Annotated in this window: 20 protein-coding genes; 8 read left to right on the top strand and 12 right to left on the bottom strand. The window is 61.6% G+C overall.

Annotation, left to right across the window (positions count from 1 at the left end; all coding sequences use genetic code 11):
- Positions 1–53 precede the first annotated feature (53 nt).
- The gene (locus V7660_RS15190; protein WP_335603895.1) at positions 54–1241 is read left to right on the top strand and encodes a multidrug effflux MFS transporter; all 1188 of its coding nucleotides are present in this window, start codon (positions 54–56) and stop codon (positions 1239–1241) included.
- Here the strand turns inward: V7660_RS15190 and rimK are convergent.
- Together rimK and V7660_RS15180 are read right to left on the bottom strand one after the other, a co-directional pair.
- On the bottom strand, positions 1228–2652 hold the full coding sequence (gene rimK, locus V7660_RS15185; protein WP_335603894.1) for a 30S ribosomal protein S6--L-glutamate ligase: 1425 nt from the start codon (positions 2650–2652) through the stop codon (positions 1228–1230). The two genes, V7660_RS15190 and rimK, sit on opposite strands and share 14 nt — an antisense overlap.
- A gap of 81 nt (positions 2653–2733) precedes the next feature.
- A complete protein-coding gene (locus V7660_RS15180) occupies positions 2734–4719 on the bottom strand; it encodes a protein meaA (protein ID WP_335603893.1) in 1986 nt (661 codons plus the stop codon).
- Positions 4720–4844: 125 nt separating this feature from the next.
- On the opposite strand from V7660_RS15180, the gene V7660_RS15175 reads away from it, so the two are divergent.
- Both V7660_RS15175 and V7660_RS15170 read left to right on the top strand, forming a co-directional pair.
- Positions 4845–5363: a hypothetical protein gene (locus tag V7660_RS15175; RefSeq protein WP_335603892.1), complete on the top strand. Its 519-nt coding sequence runs from the start codon at positions 4845–4847 to the stop codon at positions 5361–5363.
- Between the two features lie 114 nt (positions 5364–5477).
- Positions 5478–5780 (top strand): SemiSWEET transporter, encoded by a 303-nt coding sequence (locus tag V7660_RS15170; RefSeq protein WP_335603891.1) that lies wholly within the window; start codon positions 5478–5480, stop codon positions 5778–5780.
- Here the strand turns inward: V7660_RS15170 and V7660_RS15165 are convergent.
- On the bottom strand, positions 5726–6610 hold the full coding sequence (locus tag V7660_RS15165) for an aminotransferase class IV (protein ID WP_335603890.1): 885 nt from the start codon (positions 6608–6610) through the stop codon (positions 5726–5728). The two genes, V7660_RS15170 and V7660_RS15165, sit on opposite strands and share 55 nt — an antisense overlap.
- Positions 6611–6772: 162 nt before the next feature.
- On the opposite strand from V7660_RS15165, the gene ccrA reads away from it, so the two are divergent.
- Positions 6773–8029, top strand: a complete 1257-nt coding sequence (gene ccrA / locus V7660_RS15160; protein WP_335603889.1) for a crotonyl-CoA carboxylase/reductase — start codon at positions 6773–6775, stop codon at positions 8027–8029.
- A gap of 11 nt (positions 8030–8040) precedes the next feature.
- On the top strand, positions 8041–8394 hold the full coding sequence (locus V7660_RS15155) for a nuclear transport factor 2 family protein (RefSeq protein ID WP_335603888.1): 354 nt from the start codon (positions 8041–8043) through the stop codon (positions 8392–8394).
- Here the strand turns inward: V7660_RS15155 and V7660_RS15150 are convergent.
- Complete coding sequence (locus V7660_RS15150) at positions 8391–9122, bottom strand: glycosyltransferase family 2 protein (protein ID WP_335603887.1); 732 nt, start codon at positions 9120–9122, stop codon at positions 8391–8393. The two genes, V7660_RS15155 and V7660_RS15150, sit on opposite strands and share 4 nt — an antisense overlap.
- A gap of 165 nt (positions 9123–9287) precedes the next feature.
- On the opposite strand from V7660_RS15150, the gene V7660_RS15145 reads away from it, so the two are divergent.
- The gene (locus V7660_RS15145; RefSeq protein WP_335603886.1) at positions 9288–11342 is read left to right on the top strand and encodes an ArnT family glycosyltransferase; all 2055 of its coding nucleotides are present in this window, start codon (positions 9288–9290) and stop codon (positions 11340–11342) included.
- Positions 11343–11345: 3 nt separating this feature from the next.
- Here the strand turns inward: V7660_RS15145 and V7660_RS15140 are convergent, their stop codons facing one another.
- The 3 genes from V7660_RS15140 to V7660_RS15130 form a co-directional block, all read right to left on the bottom strand.
- Positions 11346–13586, bottom strand: a complete 2241-nt coding sequence (locus tag V7660_RS15140; protein WP_335603885.1) for a TonB-dependent receptor — start codon at positions 13584–13586, stop codon at positions 11346–11348.
- Positions 13587–13694: 108 nt separating this feature from the next.
- Positions 13695–14267 (bottom strand): ActR/PrrA/RegA family redox response regulator transcription factor, encoded by a 573-nt coding sequence (locus tag V7660_RS15135; RefSeq protein ID WP_335603884.1) that lies wholly within the window; start codon positions 14265–14267, stop codon positions 13695–13697.
- Between the two features lie 47 nt (positions 14268–14314).
- Positions 14315–15685 (bottom strand): ActS/PrrB/RegB family redox-sensitive histidine kinase, encoded by a 1371-nt coding sequence (locus tag V7660_RS15130; protein WP_335603883.1) that lies wholly within the window; start codon positions 15683–15685, stop codon positions 14315–14317.
- A 62-nt stretch (positions 15686–15747) separates the two neighbouring features.
- Between V7660_RS15130 and V7660_RS15125 the strand changes: the two genes are divergently transcribed.
- On the top strand, positions 15748–16389 hold the full coding sequence (locus V7660_RS15125; protein ID WP_335603882.1) for an SCO family protein: 642 nt from the start codon (positions 15748–15750) through the stop codon (positions 16387–16389).
- 37 nt (positions 16390–16426) lie between these two features.
- Here V7660_RS15125 and V7660_RS15120 read toward each other — a convergent pair whose 3' ends face one another.
- Genes V7660_RS15120 through V7660_RS15100 form a run of 5 tightly spaced genes read right to left on the bottom strand, consistent with a single transcriptional unit; the run spans position 16427 to position 19107 of the window.
- Positions 16427–16813 (bottom strand): hypothetical protein, encoded by a 387-nt coding sequence (locus V7660_RS15120; protein WP_335603881.1) that lies wholly within the window; start codon positions 16811–16813, stop codon positions 16427–16429.
- A complete protein-coding gene (locus tag V7660_RS15115; protein WP_335603880.1) occupies positions 16810–17199 on the bottom strand; it encodes a heavy-metal-associated domain-containing protein in 390 nt (129 codons plus the stop codon). The genes V7660_RS15120 and V7660_RS15115 overlap by 4 nt, the downstream gene beginning before the upstream one ends.
- A gap of 19 nt (positions 17200–17218) precedes the next feature.
- Positions 17219–17866, bottom strand: coding sequence for a hypothetical protein (locus tag V7660_RS15110; protein WP_335603879.1), 648 nt, complete (start codon positions 17864–17866; stop codon positions 17219–17221).
- A gap of 47 nt (positions 17867–17913) precedes the next feature.
- On the bottom strand, positions 17914–18270 hold the full coding sequence (locus tag V7660_RS15105; RefSeq protein WP_335603878.1) for a hypothetical protein: 357 nt from the start codon (positions 18268–18270) through the stop codon (positions 17914–17916).
- A gap of 54 nt (positions 18271–18324) precedes the next feature.
- Positions 18325–19107 (bottom strand): 3-hydroxybutyrate dehydrogenase, encoded by a 783-nt coding sequence (locus V7660_RS15100; RefSeq protein ID WP_335603877.1) that lies wholly within the window; start codon positions 19105–19107, stop codon positions 18325–18327.
- A 93-nt stretch (positions 19108–19200) separates the two neighbouring features.
- On the opposite strand from V7660_RS15100, the gene V7660_RS15095 reads away from it, so the two are divergent.
- Complete coding sequence (locus V7660_RS15095; RefSeq protein WP_335603876.1) at positions 19201–19632, top strand: DUF350 domain-containing protein; 432 nt, start codon at positions 19201–19203, stop codon at positions 19630–19632.
- Positions 19633–19643 lie beyond the last annotated feature (11 nt).

The raw sequence follows: 19643 nt of genomic DNA, 5'->3' as shown, positions 1-19643 counted from the left end.
CACCGCGCATCTTGGAAGGTGCGCACGGTCGTCCCGTGCCCGGGAGGACAGAGATGGTCATCATGGTCGCGGCCCTGATGGCCCTGAACGCGCTGGCCATTGATATCATGCTGCCGGCGCTTGGGGAGATTGCGGAATCGATCGGTCTGACCGGCGCATCGCCGGAAGATTCCAATCGCCAGCAGATGATTGTCTTTGCCTACGTGCTGGGCTTTGGTGCGCCCCAACTTGTCTGGGGTCCGATATCCGACCGTTTCGGACGGCGCATGCCTCTGTTCGTCGGATTGATCGGATACTCGCTGACAGCCCTCCTCTGCATTGCGCTGAAGGATTTCCACGCGCTGCTGGCTGCACGATTTCTGCAGGGTGTGTTCGCTTCAGGCGCGCGCCTCGTGGCGGTATCCGTGGTCAGGGATTTGTATGCCGGACGCCGTATGGCCGGGTTCATGTCGCTCGTCATGACCATCTTCATGGTCGTCCCGATGATTGCCCCCGCCATGGGACAGATGATCCTGTTCGTCGCCCCCTGGGAGTGGATATTTGGCGTGCTTGCGCTGTTCGGCACGGCGCTGCTGGCCTGGACCTGGTTGCGCCTGCCGGAAACCCTGCCGGAGGAAGCCCGCAATCCGCTCAATATCTCTTCTGCCGCCAGCAGCTATCTTGCGGTCGCGCGCAGCCGCATCACCTTTGGCTATATGTGTGCCTCCGGCGTCATCTTCGGGGCGCTCTTCTCGTTCATTGGCTCGTCCGAGCAGGTCTTTCGGGACGTGTTCAAACAGGAAGAAACCTTTGCCTTCTGGTTCGCCGGCGTAGCCGGCGCCCTGGCCTGCGCGAATTTCTTCAATTCCCGCATGGTGGAAAAGATCGGCATGCGCCGCATTAGCCATGCCGCCATGATCTTTTTTATCCTGATGTCCTCGGCCCTCGCGCTCGTCACATATTTCTTTGGTGAGAGCTTGCTCTGGTTCTTCCCGATGTTCGCACTGACCTTTGCCTGTTTCGGCCTGATGGGCGCGAATTTCTCGGCGCTCGCCATGGAGCCGCTGGGCAAGATTGCCGGTACCGCGTCGGCGGCATATGGCTTTGCCACGACCACAGTTTCAAGCCTGCTGGGAATACTGATCGGCAGCTACTACAATGGGACGACACTGCCGTTGATCATCGGCTTTGCCTGTCTCGGCGTAGGCGCGCTCGTGATCGTGCTGATCACCGAAAAGGGCAAGCTGTTCAGTTCTCGCTGAGCTTGTTCTGGCGTCGCTGGCGGGCAGACGGTTCGCGGATACGGGACAGGGGCCGGACCTGGCTTTCGAGATGCTCGATGATCAGGCCGGCAATGTCCTTGCCGCTGGCGGATTCGATGCCTTCAAGGCCGGGGGACGAGTTGACCTCCAGAACCTTCGGGCCTTTCTCTGTCTGCAACAGGTCAACGCCCGCCACGCGCAGGCCGAGCACCTTGGCCGCTTCGCGGGCTGTATCCCGTTCCAGCCGGGACAGCTTGATCGTCGAGGCCGTACCGCCGCGATGGAGGTTTGACCGGAACTCGCCCTTCTGGGCCTGGCGCTTCATCGCGCCGACCACCTTGTTGCCAATGACGAAGGCCCGCACGTCCGTTCCCGCCGCCTCCTCCACGAATTCCTGAACAAGGAAGTTCGCATCGAGGCCGCGGAATGCGTCGGTCAGGCTTTCGGCGGCCTTGCGAGTTTCGGCCAGAACCACGCCTTTACCTTGTGTGGACGACAGGAGTTTCACAACGACCGGCGCGCCACCGGCGAGCGAGATCAGGTCCTTGGTGTCTTTCGGGCTGTGCGCAAAGGCTGTGACCGGCATGTCGATCTTGGCGCGCGCGAGCAATTGGTGCGCCATCAGCTTGTCCCGGGAATGGCCTATCGCACTGGCACTGTTCAGGCAAAAGGCGCCGGTATTGGTGAACTGCCTGAGCACGGCGAGGCCGTAACCGGTAATGCCTGCCCCTATGCGCGGTATGACGGCATCATAACGTGGCAGGGCCTTGCCATCATAATGAACTTGCGGATGTGTCGTGCCGATCTGCATGTAGCAGCGCGCCGTATCGATCGCTTCGATCACATGACCCCGTGCCTGCGCAGCTTCGATCAGGCGCAGACTGGAATAATTCCGCGGCTCGCGGGTCAGCAGGGCAATGCGCAGGGGACGTTTGACCGGCCGCTTCTTCGGCAGACCGGCATAGGCGGCAAAGTCGAGCTTCGGCTGCAGGAAAGATGCGTTTGCGTTGACGATCATGTCCGGCTGGATCGCGCCGCGGCCGAACAGCATGCGATAGGTCATGCTCTCGCGGTTTGTCAGGGTCAGCTGAATCGGCCAGCGCCGTCCTCCGATTTCCACATCGGTCTGGATCACATAGCGCAGTTCGGTTTCGCCATTGGAACTCGTCACATCGCGCCGGTCGACGACGGGCGCGGAACAGGTGATTTCGAGGCCCGGATCACTTGGGTCCGGTTGAATCAGGAAGCGCACTTGCGGTGCGTCGGCGGGCCCAAACGGCTCGATGACGCTGGCATGCAGCGCAGAGGTCCGCGCGCCCGTGTCGATCTTTGCCTTGATCGCAGGCAGGCCGAGATCTGGCAACGAAAGCCACTCTTCCCAGCCGAGTTGGAATGATTCTGACTGCGCCATCTTGAAAGCCTTCCTGCCTGCTCGCGCCCGATAGAGGCGAACAGGCAGGGATTCAATCATTTATGCGCAGGGCACTGCCGATCAGCCCTCGACCAGCCACGCTTTCTCAACGATCCCGACCACATCCCCCATGATTTCGGTGATCTTGAAGTCCTTGGGTGTGTAGACGCGGGCGATGCCCATCTGGCGCAGGGCGCGGGCATCTTCCGGCGGAATAATGCCGCCGATGACGACGGGCACGTCCCCGAGGCCGACCGCGCGCAGCTCGGCAATCGTCTCGCGCACGAGGTCAAGATGACTCCCCGACAGGATCGACAGGCCGACCACGTGGGCGTTGTTCTTCTGGGCTTGCGCAGCGATCTCTGACGGCGTGAAGCGGATGCCTTCATAGACGACATTCATGCCGACTTCGCGGCCCCGCGCAGCAATCTGTTCGGCGCCGTTGGAATGGCCATCGAGGCCCGGCTTGCCGAGCACATAGGTCAGCTGGCGGCCAAGCGCTTCGGAAACGCGCTCAACTTCCTTTCGGACAGCGACCGCGTCCTCTTCGCCTTCGGTCTTGATAACCATGGCGACGCCCGTCGGTGCACGGAATTCGCCGAACACTTCCCGCATCGCGGTGCCCCATTCGCCGGTCGTAACGCCGGCCTTTGCGCAGGCAATCGACGGCTCCATGATGTTGGTCCCGTCCTGAGCGGCTTGCTTCAACGCTGCGAGCGCCTCGTCCACGGCGCTTGCGTCACGTTTGCTGCGCCATTCTTTCAAATCACGGACCTGAGCAGATTCTTCGGCCGGGTCGACGGTCTGGATGGATCCGTCGCCGCCCGCCAGCGGGCTTTCCTCGGTTTCGGTGTAGCGGTTGACGCCGACCACAGTCAGGTCGCCGCTCTCGATCGCCTTGATACGTTCGATATGCGCGCCGACGAGGCTTTCCTTCATATAGTCGATGGACTGGGTGGCGCCGCCACGCGCATCAAGGTCGGCCAGCGTGTCACGGGCCAGTGCCTTCAGCTCCTCGGTCTTGGATTCGATGACATGGCTGCCGTCGAAGATGTCTTCATATTCCAGAAGGTCCGTTTCATAGGCGAGGATCTGCTGCAGGCGCAGCGACCATTGCTGGTCCCACGGGCGTGGCAGGCCCAGTGCCTCGTTCCAGGCCGGCAGCTGCAGGGCCCGGCAACGGGCTTTCTTCGACAGGGTGACGGCCATCGCCTCGATCAGGATGCGGTAGACATTGTTTTCCGGCTGAGGCTCGGTTAGGCCCAGCGAGTTCACTTGCACGCCATAGCGGAACAGCAGCGCCTTTGGGCTGGTCACGCCATAGCGCTCACGGCCAATCTCTTCCCAAAGTTCCACAAAGGCACGCATCTTACAGAGTTCTGTAACGAAACGGACTCCGGCATTCACGAAGAAGGAAATCCTTCCGAAGACGGTTTCAAAGTCTGATTCCGGAACTTGCCCGCCAGCCTTGACCGTATCCAGAACGGAAATCGCCGTGGCCAAGGCATAGGCCAGCTCCTGTTCCGGTGTCGCGCCCGCTTCCTGCAAATGGTAGGAGCAGACATTCATCGGATTCCATTTCGGGACTTCGGTATAGCACCAACTCACCATGTCCGAGATCAGGCGCAGGCTGGGTTCCGGCGGGAACACATAAGTCCCGCGCGAGAGGTACTCCTTCACAATGTCGTTCTGGGTCGTTCCGCGCAGTTTGGTGCGGTCGTCGCCGCGCTCATCGGCCAGCGCCACGTACAGCGCCAGCATCCAGGCGGCTGGCGCATTGATCGTCATCGAGGTGTTCATCTCTTCCAGCGGCAGCTGGTCGAACAGGAGGCGCATGTCGCCGAGATGCTTGACGGGTACGCCCACCTTTCCAACTTCGCCCTTGGACAGGATGTGGTCGGCGTCATAGGCGGTTTGAGTCGGCAGGTCGAAGGCGATAGAGAGGCCGGTCTGGCCCTTGGCGAGGTTGCCGCGATAGAGTTCGTTGGATTTGGTGGCCGTCGAATGCCCGGCATAGGTCCGGAAGATCCACGGGCGGTCCGGTGCGTGCTGGTATGCTTTATCCATGTCTGCCACGGAATTCTCCCCTTGTTATGTTGCGGCGCAGCATGCCGCGTGCGACGTCACAAGGCAAGCGCTGCTGCTTGCGTCAGGATGTCTGAACAACCAGATGTAGGCGAGAGGAGATTTCCGTGAACCAACCGACCAATGTGATCCAGACCGCCCTGTTTTTGCGGATCGTCGCCATTCTGGCGTTTCCGGTCGGCGTGGTGGTAGCGGCCCTGATGGAACGCAGCATCCTGATGGTCGCGGCCCTGGCTGCAGGTATGCTGCTGGTCAGCTGGGTGGAACGGTTCCGGCTGCACCGATTGTCTGGCAATGAGGGGTATCCCGCCATTACCGGCTTGCTGCCGGGCTTTGCAGTCCGGGCGGGCTTTCTGGCGGGCCTGTTCATTGTCAGTCTTGGTGTGCTGGCGCTCTTTCGGGAGACAATTCTGGCGCGTGGGCTCGGCCTGACCGATCTGGGGCTGTTCTCCGCCGTGACCGGCGTCGCCCTGCTGGCCAATGCGATCAGCGCGCGAATGGCGACCCGGGAAGTGTCCAGTGTGATGGCCCAGATGAATGCCAATTTCACGCCGCCGGGCGGCGCGGGGCCATCTGGCGAGGCTCCGGGCGATATTATCGAAGGCGAAGTCATCGACCGCGACTAAACTTCGCGGCGTGGCCGTTACCGCAAACATTCATGAATGCCTTGCACCTGCATGCAGTTTCGTAGGGGCCGCAAATCCGCTATAGGGCACCGCCGCTCACGGAGTTTTTTGAAGATGTCTGACATGATCGGCCTGATGGCCGCAGCTCTCACGACCCTGTCTTTCCTGCCTCAGGCCTTGCTGGTCATTCGCACAGGCAAGACGGATGGAATCTCGCTGGTGATGTACATCATGTTCACCACCGGTGTTGCGGGCTGGCTCGTCTATGGCATCCTGACCGGATCCCTGCCGATCATCGTGGCCAACATGGTGACCCTGTTGCTGGCCAGCGTGATCCTGTGTCTGAAAGTGCGCAATACGCTTCAGGCGAGGGCCCAGGGGGCAGCCGTCGCCACATCCGCGCCAATCGCTTCATAGTAGAGCCGCTGGACCTGGCGCGTGACCGGGCCGGGCTTGCCGTCCCCGACAGGCCGATCTTCCAGCTGGATGACCGGCGCAATCATCGCGCCTGCGGATGTCGTGAAGATTTCCTTTGCCGCATAGGCGTCGTCCGGCGTGAACGGACGCTCCTCGACCGGCAGGCCGCGCTCCCGCAGACGCGCAATCACATGGCCGCGTGTGATCCCGGGCAGGATGTCGCTAGACAGATTGCGGGTGATGATCCGGTCATCCTCGGTCACGATCCAGGTATTCGCCGAGGCGGCTTCGGTGACATAGCCGTCCTCCACCATGAAGGCGGTCTTGGCACCAGCCTCGCGCGCGCTACGATAGGCGAGGGCCTGCGACAGCAATTGCGTTGTCTTGATATCCCGGCGGCGCCAGCGAATGTCATTCAGGAAGATCGCCTTGATGCCATGTTCGGCGACCTCGTTGATCAGGGGGCGATGGTCGGCAAACAGGAAGATGGTCGGCGTGAATATCTCCGGGCCGGCGAAATCCCGGCTGTCATAGGTGCCGGCAGAAACCTCCAGATAGACCAGCCCCTCGGACAGCTGATTGCGGGAAATCAGCTGTGTATGAATATCGGTCCAGCGGGGCAGATCATGCGGATTGGGGATCGAAATTGCTTCCAGCGTGTTGCCGAGGCGCGACATATGGCCATCAAAATCGATGAGCTTCCCGCCGTAAATCGCGGTCACTTCATAGGCCGCATGCGAAAACAGGAATCCCCGGTCCAGCGGGGAAATCAGCGCCTCTTTCCGCGGCGTGAAGGCTCCGTTCAGATAAACCGTTTCGCCCATTGGCATGATTGCAACGCCCCTTTTTCAAAATTTGTGCAGCGCAACAAAATTCTTGCAAGCTCCTCGCTCAGCGGCCAAGGTGGCGGGAACCGGATGATTTGTGAAGCCACGAATAATTGTGCGCCAGACCATCCTGGAAACGCAATCAAGGAGGAGGGCCCCCCTGCCATGGCAAGGGAGACGAAAGATATTTACGAGCTCGGCGAGATCCCGCCGGAGTTCCACGTACCGAAGATGATGCACGCCTGGGCGATCCGCCGGGACCGCCACGGACGGCCGTCAACGGCGATGCAACTGGAACAGGTTCCGGTGCCGGAAATCGATTCCGACGAAGTGCTGGTCCTCGTGATGGCCGCCGGCGTGAATTATAACGGCATCTGGGCGGCGCTCGGCGAGCCGATGTCGGTGTTCGACGTTCACAAGCAGGATTTCCATGTCGCAGGCTCGGATGCGTCCGGAATCGTCTGGGCCGTTGGCCGCAAGGTGACGCGCGTGAAGCCCGGCGACGAAGTGGTCATTCACTGTAACCAGGATGATGGCGACGACGAGGAATGCAATGGTGGCGATCCGATGTTCTCGCCCAGCCAGCGCATCTGGGGCTATGAGACGCCCGATGGCTCCTTCGCGCAGTTCTGCCGCGTGCAGGCCCGTCAGTGTATGCCACGTCCGAAACACCTGACCTGGGAAGAGAGCGCCTGCTATACGCTGACGCTCGCGACGGCCTACCGGATGCTGTTCGGCCACCGGCCGCACATCGTGAAGCCGGCAGACAATGTCCTTGTCTGGGGCGCTTCTGGTGGTCTTGGCAGTTTTGGCATCCAGCTCTGCGCAGTTACCGGGGCGAATGCGATCGGGATCGTCGGGAGTGACGACAAGAAGGAGCATGTGCTCAGTCTTGGGGCCAAAGGCGTGCTCAACCGCAAGGACTTCAATTGCTGGGGCCAGCTGCCGACCGTGAACGGCCCGGAATTCAAGGACTACATGAAAGAGAGCCGCAAATTCGGCAAAGCGATCTGGGAGCTCACCGACAAGAAGGATGTGGACATCGTGTTCGAGCATCCGGGCGAGTCGACCTTCCCGGTATCTGTCTTTGTCGTGAAGCGCGGCGGCATGGTCGTTATCTGTGCCGGTACGACCGGCTTCAACCTGACCATGGATGCACGCTTTCTCTGGATGCGGCAGAAACGGGTGCAGGGCAGCCATTTCGCAAACCTGAAACAGGCAAGCGCCGCCAACCAGTTGGTCATCAACCGGCGCATTGATCCGGGCATGTCCGAAGTCTTCCCGTGGGAAGACATTCCGGCGGCGCACGACAAGATGCTGGATAACAAGCACCTGCCCGGAAACATGGCTGTTCTGGTGACTTCGCCGAAGCCCGGACTCCGGACGGTTGAAGATGTTCTGGCGGTAAACGGCCAAGCCTAGTAACAGGCCGTATGGCCAGACCGGACGCTGATTCGTTTGCCCGTGAATGGGTAGCAGCCTGGAATGATCACGACCTCGACGGTGTGCTCTCGCACTATGCCGACGGGGTCGTGTTCCATTCACCGCGCCTTGCGCAGGTGTTGGAGACGAAAGAAGACTTTCTCACAGGCAAGGCGGCGCTGCGCGAATACTGGCATGCGGCGCTTGCGGGCGCGAATGACCTGTTCTTCGAACTGGATGATGTGCTGGCCGGATCGGATGCGATCACGCTGCTCTACACCAATCACAGGGGCCAATCGGCTGCCGAGACCTTCATCTTTGATGAGGATGGCGAAATCTGTATCGCCATCGCGACGTATCGCTAGAGTTCGTCCATGCCGCCGGGATTGCGCCGGCGCCGGATCAGCCACATGACCCCGCGAAGATCGGACAGGGCGTCCGCCAGCCGGCCGAAATTCGTGTAGTTCGATGTGCCGGTGCGCCGCTCGCGATGGTTCACATCGCGATATTCCACGTCAAACCCGTCGGCCCGCATCAGGGCAGGGACGTAGCGGTGGATATGGTCGAAATAGGGGAGTTGCAGGAACGTGTCGCGGTAGAGCGCTTTCACGCCGCAGCCGGCATCGTCGCAATCATCCTTCAGCATGCGCTTGCGGATATTGTTGGCAAACGTGCTGCCGAATCGTTTCCAGGCCGTGTCCTTGCGCTTGGTCCGGCGGCCCATCACCATTTTGAGCGATTCCGGCGCATCTGCCCGGGTCAGCTGACGGTAAAGGTCCGGCAGATCGGCGGGATCATTCTGTCCGTCGCCATCCAGCGTGCCGATCACAGGCGCGCGCGCGGCCAGGATGCCGGAGCGTATGGCGCGGCTCTGCCCGGCATTCTTCCGGTGCCCGATCACGCGCAGCATGGGAAAGCGCGATTTCAGCTCGATCAGGCGCGCGCGTGTGTCATCGGTCGAGGCATCGTCGACGAACACCATCTCGAACGCACGCCCGTCGAGCGCGCGATGGATTTCGGTGATCAGGGATTCGACATTGCCGGACTCATTGTGAACCGGCACGACAATGGAAAATTCAAGCGACTGGGCCACGGCTGGCACCTTTCAGGCAAGGGACTCGCGCACGCGCGAGGCAGGTTTCGGACGCTCATACAAAGCGTTTTCCCGCAAGGCGAGCCCTGCGGCGCATTTGTCACTCACTGAAACTCAGCGCAAAACCCTGAAGACGCGCCGACATGAACGAGGTAAACGGCTTCCATGACTTTGCTTGATCGACTTTCCACTGGCTGGAAACCCTGGTTCGTCCTGTTCATCCTGACTTTCGGCGCTGCCGCGCCCGGTGTGTTCAACCTGCCCGCTCTCGACAGGGATGAAAGCCGGTTCGCTCAGGCCTCCAAGGAAATGCTCGAGGAAAAGGATTATATCCGCATCCAGTATCAGGATGAGCTGCGCAACAAGAAGCCGGCAGGCATCCATTGGCTGCAAGCCGCCTCGACGGCCGTGTTCACCGGGCCGGAAGCCAAGCAGATATGGACCTATCGCGTCCCGAGTTGGCTCGGCGCGGCCTTTGGCACGCTTGCCTGTTTCTGGACCGGACTGGTGCTGATCGGGCGGCGGGCGAGCTTTGTCGGCTCGGCCCTCTTCGGCGCGACGCTGCTGCTGACGTCCGAGGCGCATATTTCCAAGACTGATGGCATGCTGGTCTTCCTGACCACGCTTAGCATCGGCGCGCTTGCCCGGCTCTATATGCGTCGTGACCAGTCAAAGAAGATGGCGCTGCTGTTCTGGTTCTGCATGGGCACCAGTTTCCTGATCAAGGGGCCGGTCACGCCCATGGTGGCGGCCTATGCCGGCATCGGGGCATGGGTCTGGACCAAGGCGACGGACGGCAAGGGGGGCGACTGGTGGCGCGTCCTGCTCTGGTGGCCGGGGCCAGCCATTTTTGTCGCCATGGTGCTGCCCTGGTTCCTGTGGATTCAGGCCGCGACTGACGGTCAATATATCAAGGGCGCGGTCGGCAAGGATTTGAAAGACAAGTTCACCGGCGCGTCAGAGGGCCATGGCGGGTGGCCATTCTACCATCTGACCCATATCCCGGTCTGGTTCTTCCCGGCGAGCTTGTTCATCATTCCCGGCTTCATGGCCGCGTGGAAAACGCTGAAACCCATCAAGCCGCAAGGCGTGGCGTGGTTGAAACATGTCACCTTGGTCGGGGCTGCACTGTTCGCCGTATTGCTGGCGCTGAGTTATCTCTTGCCCTACCTGCCGCGCCCGGAAGGGACGGGGCTGGTGCCACGGTCCCTGAACACACTCGCCACCCTGAAACCCTTGCCGGCCTGGCCGGCCTTGCTTCTGGTTTTCTTTTGGTGGTCTTCCGGCCGTGACAAATGGATGAGCACGCACCCGGTCGGGGAATTCGTCATCCCGGAAGAAACGCGCGCAATCCGCATGATCGTTGCATGGGCCGTGCTGACCTACGCCTTCTTCGAACTCATGCCGACCCTGCTCAGCCACTATATCCTGCCAGCCTATCCGGCCCTCGGCCTGCTGGCGGGCTATGCCTCGACCCAGATGATGGAGGGCAAGCTCTGGCCGGTCACGCGTTGGCTCTCGCTCATCCTGTTTGCGCTGGGCGCGATCCTTCTGCTCACCGCCTCCTTCCCGGGCGTGACGACCTATTTCATGGCGGAGACGGCAGGCGACTTCTCGACCGCGGTGCCAGAGGACGTTCTCAATTCCTGGGCGGAGTATCGCAGCTTCCCGCTCTGGCTCTGGTGGATTGGCTTCGGTCTCTGCGGTGTCGCCATCATTGAGTTCAGTCGGCGCCATGAGTGCAACGCCGCCATGTTTGCCATCTATGCGGCCGTCGCGATTGGGTGGCATATCCGCATCTTCATGTTGCCGAGCCAGGTCTGGGTGCAGCCCACCGAGACGGCGCGGCTGGCGCTGGAGGATGTCTGCGGTGTGCCGGGCGAGGCGTGTGACTGGCAGCCGCCGGAACGCATCCTGGCGCTTGGCTATGCCGAGCCCTCCTATGTGCTGACCCTCGGCACACAGAATCTCCATCCGCCGGAAACTCCGCTCGACCTGCCTCAGGATCCGGCCGCCTATCCGGTCGTCTATCTCGTCAATTTCGAGGATCGCAAGGCCGAGCCGCCGATTGAAGACGAGATTCGCCATTTGCGCGCGCAGGCCGATCAGATGCGCCTCTGCGTCACCGAGACCGAGCCTTATTACGCGCTGAACTATTCGAACGGCGACCCGGTCAATTTCCGGGCCCTCCGCTTCGATTATGGCGACTGTCCCGGCTAGGGCCTAGAATTCGTAGCCGATCCGCACGCCATAGGTGCGCGGGTCGGAGCGGAAGGTATCATAGCCAATGAAGCCATAGCCGGAGACGGCATAATCTTCATCGGTCAAGTTCCATCCCCAGACGGTCAGGCTGAGGCCGGTATCCGTGAACACGAAATTTGCCTCCGCCTGGAGGGTCGTGAAGCCGTCCTGCATGCGGCTGTCCAGACTCTCTGGGTCGAGATAATAATCACCGCGATACTTGGCATGTGCGGCAAGGCTGGCCTCGACCGTGTCGGTCAGCGCGAACTCATAGCGTCCGCCGAGGGTCACGGAGACATCCGGCGCGAAGGGGAGCGGGTTGCCGTCAAATGTGTCGGCATTGCCGCCGATGTCGGAGGATTGGCCGATCTCGGTTTCCAGAAGCGTCAATCCGCCATTCAGAGAGAATTGCTCCGTCGCCTGCCATGCGAAATCGGCCTCCAGCCCGTATGAAATGGCTTGATCGAGATTGGACAGAGAATTCGAGGTGATGCTTGACCCGTCCGGTAGCGGAAAGTTCACGAAGATGCGCGCCTGCGGGTCCTGGTAGTCCTGCACAAAGACGGCGACGCTGTAAGCGAACGCATCGTCCAACTGGCCCTTGTAGCCCGCTTCATAGGCTGTCACCGTTTCCGCGTCGAACAGGCCAGCCTTCGCAAAATGAGTCGCATTGTTCTGGACTTCCCCGTTGAAGCCGCCGGACTTGTAGCTGTTGGACACAGACACATAGGCGCTGCCCTGGTCGAGCTGATAGGAGAGCGCCGCATTGCCGGAGAGGCGCGTGTCCTCGATCTCGTTCGAGCCTGCCGCAAGGCCGAGGCCACCGACATTATTATAGCCGATTGTGCCATCCTCGAAGAGGTGACGGCCGCTGCCCATGCCTTCGATGCGCTCATGCGTCACCCGCGCGCCAAGCGTGGCGGTGAGGCGGTCGGACAGGTCGAACTCATTGTAGGTGAAGGCTGCCAGAGCCGACCGGTCCTGGCGAATGTCTGTTACCAGGGTCATGGCGCGCGTGTCGGAGACCGGAGCGGGTCCTGCGCGGCTTGCGGCGCCGACATAGGGGCAAGCGCCGAGCAGCGTGTCAGCATCGAGGTCTCCGCACCAGATCGTATAGGTCTGGCTGAAATCTTCCAGCGAGCCCGAGACGCCGATCAGGGTGCTACCACCCTCCCAGTCCGTCTGCAGCCGGAATTCCTGCGAATACTGACGAAAATCACGGATGTAGGCGAGGTTGGCGTTGAAATTCGGATTATCGAACAGGGCGACAGCCCCGTCGAAATCAAACCCGTACGCCTGATTGTACCCCTCAAAGGCCGTCAGGGATGTAAGCATCCACCGCCCCAGCGCGCGCTCATATTCGGCCGAGACGCCATAGAATTCATTGTCGGTGTCCTGAACACCATCACTGCCGACCGCAATCTCATGATCGCCGAGATCAAGCGTGTCATTGCGCGGCGCGGCGTTGACACCATTGTCTTCCTCATAATGCGTCCGCACCAAAAGGGAGCCTCCAAGCGCCTCTTCCCAGTTCAGGCCAAGCCGCAGGCCAAACTCGTCCCGCACGCCGCCCGCATCCTCTGGGCCGGTGACATTGTCCAGCGCGGCATCGCGCGACAGATACCGCCCGGCGAGACGATAGCTGAAGCCATTGTCATAGTGCTCGCCATACGCGCCATCCAAGTCCACGCGATTCAGGTTGCCATAGCCCGCCCGAACATACCGGCGCTGGTCCTCGCCAGGTTTCGCGGAGATGAAATTGATCGCGCCCCCGGACGCGTTGCGGCCATACAGTGTGCCTTGCGGGCCTTTTAGGACCTCCACGCGGTCCAGATCGTACAGCATCAGGCCAGTCTGGACGTTCGTCGCCAGATAGACGCCATCGGAATAGACCGCAGCGGCGGTGGGCGTCAGGGCCTGGTGGTCCACTGCGCCGACGCCGCGAATCTGGAAGGCGACCTGCGTGCCGTTTGCGACAGCGGCCTCAACCCCGGTCAGCAGGTCAGTCATGTCCTCGGCGCTGACATAGGCATCGGCCAGCGACAGGTCGCTGGACTCGATCACGCTGACGGACATCGGAATGTCTGTCAGAGGCGCGGCGCTGGGGGTGGCGGTGGTGACAATCGTGTCCAGCCGGCTTACCGGGTCTTCGGACTGGGCCGTGGCTGGGAGGGCAAAAGCGAGGAGGGCGAGCGGGGCGACTGAGCACTGAAACTTTTTCATGCCCGGCGCTTACCAGTCGCTCAGAATGAGACGCAACTGCATTTAACTCATGGCAGGCCTGCGTGCGCGCGAGCGACGCTTTCCGGCAACACTGTTGCAGGACTGGGTTTAACGTGGGGCCCGTTTTGCAAGAATACGTTGCAGGGTGCGGCGGTGCATGTTCAGGCGGCGCGCCGTTTCCGAGACGTTGTGATTGCACAGCTCGTAGACGCGCTGGATATGTTCCCAGCGAACCCGGTCTGCCGACATCGGATTCTCCGGCGGGGCAGGCTTTTCATCGGGGGAGGCGGCGAGGGCGCGGATAATGTCTTCCACGTCGGCCGGCTTCGACAGATAATCCACGGCGCCGGCTTTCACGGCGGCGACAGCGGTCGCAATCGCGCCATAGCCGGTCAAGATGACCGCGCGGGCGTCAGGCCGGTGCTTGTGCAGCACTTCCACCACGTCCAGCCCGCTGCCATCTTCCAGGCGCAGGTCCAGAACGGCAAAGGCCGGGGGATTGAGGCGGGCGATATCCTTGCCTTCGGAGACGGTCGAGACGGCAGAAACCACGAAACCGCGCTGGGCGAGCGCTCGCGCCATGCGTTGCACGAACGGACCATCATCATCCATTACGAGGCACGAACGGTCCTCAACATCCTTGAGGCTATCGTGCAAATTCACATTAATGGGCCGTTCCATCGTCATATCCTTGATACAATAACCGCCATATAGGTCTGAACCGGCCCTTAATCCAAGTCAGGTGCCTGCAAAATACTCAATGGCCATAGGGTCTGGACGACCGCGCCCTTCTTGGGCGGAGTGCGGTTACGGGTCGCGATACGGCCCCCGGTCCGTTCAATCAGGGTTTTGGCAATGAAGAAGCCAAGGCCCATATCGCCGCCGCCCAGATGCGCCTCGCCCCGTTGTGAAACATAGGGCTCGCCCAGTTTTGGCAGCACTTCGGCGGCAAAGCCCGGCCCGTCATCGCTGATCGTGATCATGATCTGGTCCGCCGTCCAGGTGGCGACCACGTTGACGCGCGTATCGGCAAAGCTGACCGCATTCTCGATAAAGGCGCCCAGCGCATGCAGCACTTCCGGGCTGCGCTTCAGGATTGGCGCGCGCGGGGCGCCGCCTTCGCCGGGTTCGGCCCGGACGCCCACATCCACGCCCAGCCCCTTGAACGGCGCCGCCGCCTCGGCGACCAGGGAATCGAGCGGAATCTGCGCATGCACAATGTCGGTCGCCTCGCGGGCCTCGCGGATCGTGGCAAGGATGGCGCGGCACCGGTCGGCCTGTTCGGCGATCAGGGTAATGTCCTCGGCGCGCGGATCATCCTCGGTCAAATCCGCCTGCAGCTCCTTGGCGACGAGGTGAATGGTGGCGAGCGGCGTGCCGAGTTCGTGCGTGGTCATGGCGGACATTGCGCCGAGCGCGGAGAGGCGCTGCTCGCGCGCCATCACGACGCCGGCCGCATCCAGCGCGCGCACCAGCCGGGCCTCGTCCTGACTGACCCGTGCCGCCGACAGGGCGAAGAAGACGACACCCACGGCAAGCGCCGCGAACTGGCCAAGCTGGAACAGGGGCGGCAAGGTGATAGAGGAATTCGCCACGCCCCAGGGCAGGGGCAGATGGATCAACGGCATCAGCGCCGCGAGCAACAGGGCCAGCAGGGCGATCAGGGTTGCGCGGAAGGGACTGAGACTGAGGGCGGCCACAGTGACGGGCGCGACCAGCAGCAGGAGGAACGGGTTGGACAGACCGCCAGTCGCCGCAATCAGCGCCGCCAGTTGCACCGTGTCAAAGGCCAGTTGCAGCGTCGCTTCCCAGCCGCGCGTCAGGCGCTGGCTCTGAAAAGCGAATGACAGGAAGACGTTCAGCCAGGCCGACGCCGCAATGATCGACAGGCAAAGCGCCAGCGGCATGTCGAAGCCAAGACCGAACGCCACGAACAATACCGCCGCCGTCTGTCCGGCCACGGCCAGCCAGCGCAGCGTGATGAAGGTGCGCAGGCGCGTGCGTCCGAGGGCGGATTGCGCCGACCCCAGCCCTTCCGGGGGAAGGGTGAAGATCGCATCGTCAAGATCTATGTGTCCGTCGCGGGCCAAATCATCCATCCGCGCCTTATGCGGCAGCGTGACGCTTGCGCCAAGCACCGCTTGCGGCGCATATCGCGGTCATGATGATCAGATCGATTGCAACTTCGTCTGCGCTGCTGGCAGCGGCGCTTCTGTCCGGCTGTTCCCCCGCATCGGCGCCGGAAGCAGATTCTGCAGGCGCGCCAAAGTCCGGCGGCGTTCAGGCCAGCTGTCTCAGCCGCGCCTATCCCGAGATTGGCGGGCCGATCTCGCTTGTGTCGGATTCCGGTGATCGCGTGACGGAGGAAGATTTCAAGGGCCATCCGACCCTGATCTATTTCGGCTTCACCTATTGCCCGGATGTCTGCCCGATGACGCTGGTCAATGTCGAACGCGCCTATGAGATGTTGCCGGAAGGCGTCGAGCTACCGCAGACCCTGCTGATCTCGGTCGATCCGGAACGGGACACGCCTGACGTGCTGGCCAGCTATGTGAAGGCGCCGCGCTTTCCGAAGAATCTGGTTGGCCTGACCGGCACGCCGGAAGAGGTGCGCGCCGCAGCCGACGAGTTCCTGTCGGACTATTCCCGCGTCGAACAATCAGACAGCCAGTCCGAATACACGATGGACCATACGTCGCTCCTTTATCTGATGGACGAGGAGTGGCAGCTGAAAACCTTCTTCACTCATGAAGACACGGCCGAAAGCATTTCGGCCTGTCTCGGGGAAATCCTGCAGGAATAGGAAAAGGGCCCGACTTTCAAGCCGGGCCCCGAACCCATCAGCCGAGCAGGCTCGCCGCGAAGAAGGCGAAGAACCCGCCCACCAGAAATGCGACGACGCTGATCCACCAGACGATCCAGCTGAGTTGGCGCGCCCGCGTACACGCCCGCGCCTTCACCGGATCAATCGGGCAGGGCAGGGACCTTGCATGCCATTGCCAGGCCCCGGCCAGCGCGATCATGACGGCCGCGATGCTGAACACCAGCGTCTTGTTTCTGCCGAGCCATGTGATCTGCGGCACGGCCTCGATCAGTCCGGCCATCACGGCGCCGGCGCCGATGCTGACCAGCAGGGCCGGCAGGGCACAACAGACCAGTGTGCCGGTCGAGGTGAACAGCGACAGGAAAGCCGGCAGCGTGCTCGGCGATTTTACGTCTTCGCTCATGCGCCCTCTCCCCGGTCAATGCTGACCAGCGAGTAACCGGATTTGCGGATCAGCTTGCCGATGGTCTCGTCATCCAGCGTTGCGCCAGCTTTCAGGCCAAGCACGATCTCGCCTGAGTCGAGGTCGACATTGACGCTTTCGACGGCGTCCTGCTTCTTGAACACCTTGCGGACGGCCTGTGCACAGAAATCGCAGACAAGGCCGTTCACCTTGGCGGTGACGGTCTGGGCGGAAGTGGCCGGGTCGGCATCGGTATTGGGCTCAGCGACCATGTCGGCATGCGCCGAATGGTCCATCTTCGAATGCTCCATATGATGTTCCGCCATGGCCGGAGCGGCAAGCAGGCTGAGGGCGACGGAGGCGAAAGCGGTTTTGATCAGTTTCATGAGTAATATCCTTTGGAAATCAGAACCGGATGATCCAGTTCGCAAGCAGTTCTTCGGTTTCCAGCGTGTAGCCGAGCTCGACCATCTGGACGCCCTTGAAGAACCGGACGAGGGGGGTTGTGGTGATGGGCTCATCGCCCTCGGGATGGTTGTCCACCTGCAGCATCAGCCACGTGTGGAGGTCGCCGTAATCGCCGATATAGGGGGCAACGCCGACGCGGCCGCTGTGGCGCACGCTCTTGTTGCCCGCATAGTCGGTGGCCTTTGCCTCATACGAGGCGAACCAGCGGCGGGTCTCCCAGTCGGCAGCGAACCCGGCAAAACCGGACAGTTCGGCAGACGCATCCCCAAAGGGATCCGCCTGGCCGACGCCCAGCTTCAGATAGGTGTTCGCCTGGCTTGAGGGGCCATTCCAGCGTTTCAGCAGCCGGTTGTATTGCAGGCCGGTGAACTGGACGTCTTCGGCCCAGTTGCGTTCTGCATAGAACCCGATCGAGTCCGATGCGGTGGGCGAATAATGCGCATGCAGCGAGGAGGAATCTCCATTGTTCATCTGCATGACCGTCCAGCCGCCTGGGTAGGAGACGGGACGGGCCTCGGCCATGGGAGCGAGTGCTGCCCATGTGAGGCAGGCCGCGAAAGGCGCGGCGCGGGAAAGGAAGGACAAGGCCTTCTCCTTTATTCCGGGTTGATCCTGAAATTATGCGAGGATCATCAGGCCCGGGGAGGAGGCGGCTCCGGAACGGATGCGACCGAAAGAGGGGAGGCATCAAGGGGAATATTGAACAGCGGCGGGTAAAGGTCGCTACGGCCTTCAGGGACAGCGGCACTCAGCAGCGCTGCAACGATGGCCGGGCAACAACAGGCCGTGTCGTGGGAAGACCCGTCCTTATCCGCCGGGTGCGACGAGTCCATCGCCCCCATGCCCATGTCGCAGTCGGCATCCATGGCCGGCATGACATGCGCCATCTGGCGGGCATCGGACGCAGGGCAGCTCCCTTGCGCGGCGCTGGCCGTGCCGGATGCGATCAGCAACAGGCTGAGGCAGAGAAGGGCGATCCTGTGGAACATCAGTCGATACGTATTCCGTAATGACGCCGCGGCGTCAAATGACCTTTCAGTGAGTTATTGTGCGACCCAGCCGCCGTCCATGGAGAGGTCGGCGCCATTGATCTGGTCGGCATCGGGCGAGCAAAGGAAAGCGACAAAGCCGCCAATCTGCTCCGCCGTGACGAATTCCTTCGTCGGCTGGGCGGCCAACAGCACGTTTTTCACAACTTCATCGCGGGTCATGCCGCGCGCCTTGGCAGTGTCGCCAATCTGTCCATCGACCAGAGGCGTGTGGACATAGCCGGGGCACACCAGGTTACACCGTACGCCGTGTTCCGCACCCTCCAGCGCCGTCACCTTGGTCAGTCCCGACAGGCCGTGCTTGGCGGCGACATAGGCGGATTTGAACGGCGAGGCGACCTTGGCGTGGGCACTGCCCGTATTGATGATGCGGCCCCAACCCTTTGCCTTCATCGGTCCGATGGCGAGGCGGGTCGTGTGGAAAGCCGCTGACAGGTTCAGCGCCATGATCAGATCCCACTTGGCCACAGGGAAGTCTTCCAGCGGCGACACGAATTGCGTTCCGGCATTGTTGACGAGGATGTCCGCGCCACCGAATTCGGCGGTCACATAGGCCATCATTTCCTCAATGGCCTCCGGCTTGGTCAGGTCAGCGCCGGAATAGCCGACCCGTACGCCGTGTTCCTGTTCCATCTCGACCTGTAGCACCTTGATCTCATCAGCATCGCCAAACCCGTTCAGCACGACATCGCAGCCTGCGCCCGCAAGCCGGTCCGCAATGGCCTTCCCGATCCCGCTGGTGGAGCCGGTAACGAGGGCGGTTTTCCCCTTGATCATGAATATGTCTCCTTGAGGCTGTGGCGTGCTATGGGTAGGGATAGGTTTGGTCCAGATAGGGCTGATTTGTAACCGAGGAAATAGCGAGCGTTTATGGGCGGTGAAACTCTTGCCTTTGTCGAGGCATTCCCACGCTTTCTGATCTGGACCGCGGCGGCTGGCGCGATGCTGGCCATTGCCAGCACCATATACGTGCTCCTGACGCCGTGGAAGGAGCTGGCGCTCGTCAAGGAGGGCAATTCGGCCGCGGGCTTCGCGCTTGCTGGTGCAATTGTGGGGCTTGCCATTCCAATTGCTTCCTGCCTCGCCTCAAGTGTCACACTGATCGACCTCGCCATCTGGGGGATCGTTTCCTTGTTGATCCAGCTCCTGGTCTATCGCCTCGTTGATGTCTTGCTGACCGATATTCCCAAACGGATCGAGAAGGAGGAGGCCGGCGCTGCAGTCGTCCTCGTCTCCGCCAAGCTGGCATCCGCGATGATTATTGCAGCGGGTCTCTGGGACCCGGTCCTGCAAAGGTTCTGACGGAGGTGCAC

Source organism: Hyphomonas sp., from assembly GCF_036964145.1.
Taxonomy (GTDB): Bacteria; Pseudomonadota; Alphaproteobacteria; order Caulobacterales; family Hyphomonadaceae; genus Hyphomonas.
The sequence above is the reverse complement of the archived record's forward strand: the minus strand, read 5'-3'. Positions and strand labels throughout refer to the sequence as shown.

Bases quoted from the DNA above. Each gene is read 5' to 3' on its own strand.
- V7660_RS15190 (WP_335603895.1), top strand. From the start codon at position 54: ATGGTCATCATGGTCGCGGCCCTGATGGCCCTGAACGCGCTGGCCATT.
- rimK (WP_335603894.1), bottom strand. From the start codon at position 2,652: ATGGCGCAGTCAGAATCATTCCAACTCGGCTGGGAAGAGTGGCTTTCG.
- V7660_RS15180 (WP_335603893.1), bottom strand. From the start codon at position 4,719: ATGGATAAAGCATACCAGCACGCACCGGACCGCCCGTGGATCTTCCGG.
- V7660_RS15170 (WP_335603891.1), top strand. From the start codon at position 5,478: ATGTCTGACATGATCGGCCTGATGGCCGCAGCTCTCACGACCCTGTCT.
- V7660_RS15165 (WP_335603890.1), bottom strand. From the start codon at position 6,610: ATGCCAATGGGCGAAACGGTTTATCTGAACGGAGCCTTCACGCCGCGG.
- ccrA (WP_335603889.1), top strand. From the start codon at position 6,773: ATGGCAAGGGAGACGAAAGATATTTACGAGCTCGGCGAGATCCCGCCG.
- V7660_RS15155 (WP_335603888.1), top strand. From the start codon at position 8,041: ATGGCCAGACCGGACGCTGATTCGTTTGCCCGTGAATGGGTAGCAGCC.
- V7660_RS15145 (WP_335603886.1), top strand. From the start codon at position 9,288: ATGACTTTGCTTGATCGACTTTCCACTGGCTGGAAACCCTGGTTCGTC.
- V7660_RS15140 (WP_335603885.1), bottom strand. From the start codon at position 13,586: ATGAAAAAGTTTCAGTGCTCAGTCGCCCCGCTCGCCCTCCTCGCTTTT.
- V7660_RS15135 (WP_335603884.1), bottom strand. From the start codon at position 14,267: ATGGAACGGCCCATTAATGTGAATTTGCACGATAGCCTCAAGGATGTT.
- V7660_RS15130 (WP_335603883.1), bottom strand. From the start codon at position 15,685: ATGGATGATTTGGCCCGCGACGGACACATAGATCTTGACGATGCGATC.
- V7660_RS15125 (WP_335603882.1), top strand. From the start codon at position 15,748: ATGATGATCAGATCGATTGCAACTTCGTCTGCGCTGCTGGCAGCGGCG.
- V7660_RS15120 (WP_335603881.1), bottom strand. From the start codon at position 16,813: ATGAGCGAAGACGTAAAATCGCCGAGCACGCTGCCGGCTTTCCTGTCG.
- V7660_RS15115 (WP_335603880.1), bottom strand. From the start codon at position 17,199: ATGAAACTGATCAAAACCGCTTTCGCCTCCGTCGCCCTCAGCCTGCTT.
- V7660_RS15105 (WP_335603878.1), bottom strand. From the start codon at position 18,270: ATGTTCCACAGGATCGCCCTTCTCTGCCTCAGCCTGTTGCTGATCGCA.
- V7660_RS15100 (WP_335603877.1), bottom strand. From the start codon at position 19,107: ATGATCAAGGGGAAAACCGCCCTCGTTACCGGCTCCACCAGCGGGATC.
- V7660_RS15095 (WP_335603876.1), top strand. From the start codon at position 19,201: ATGGGCGGTGAAACTCTTGCCTTTGTCGAGGCATTCCCACGCTTTCTG.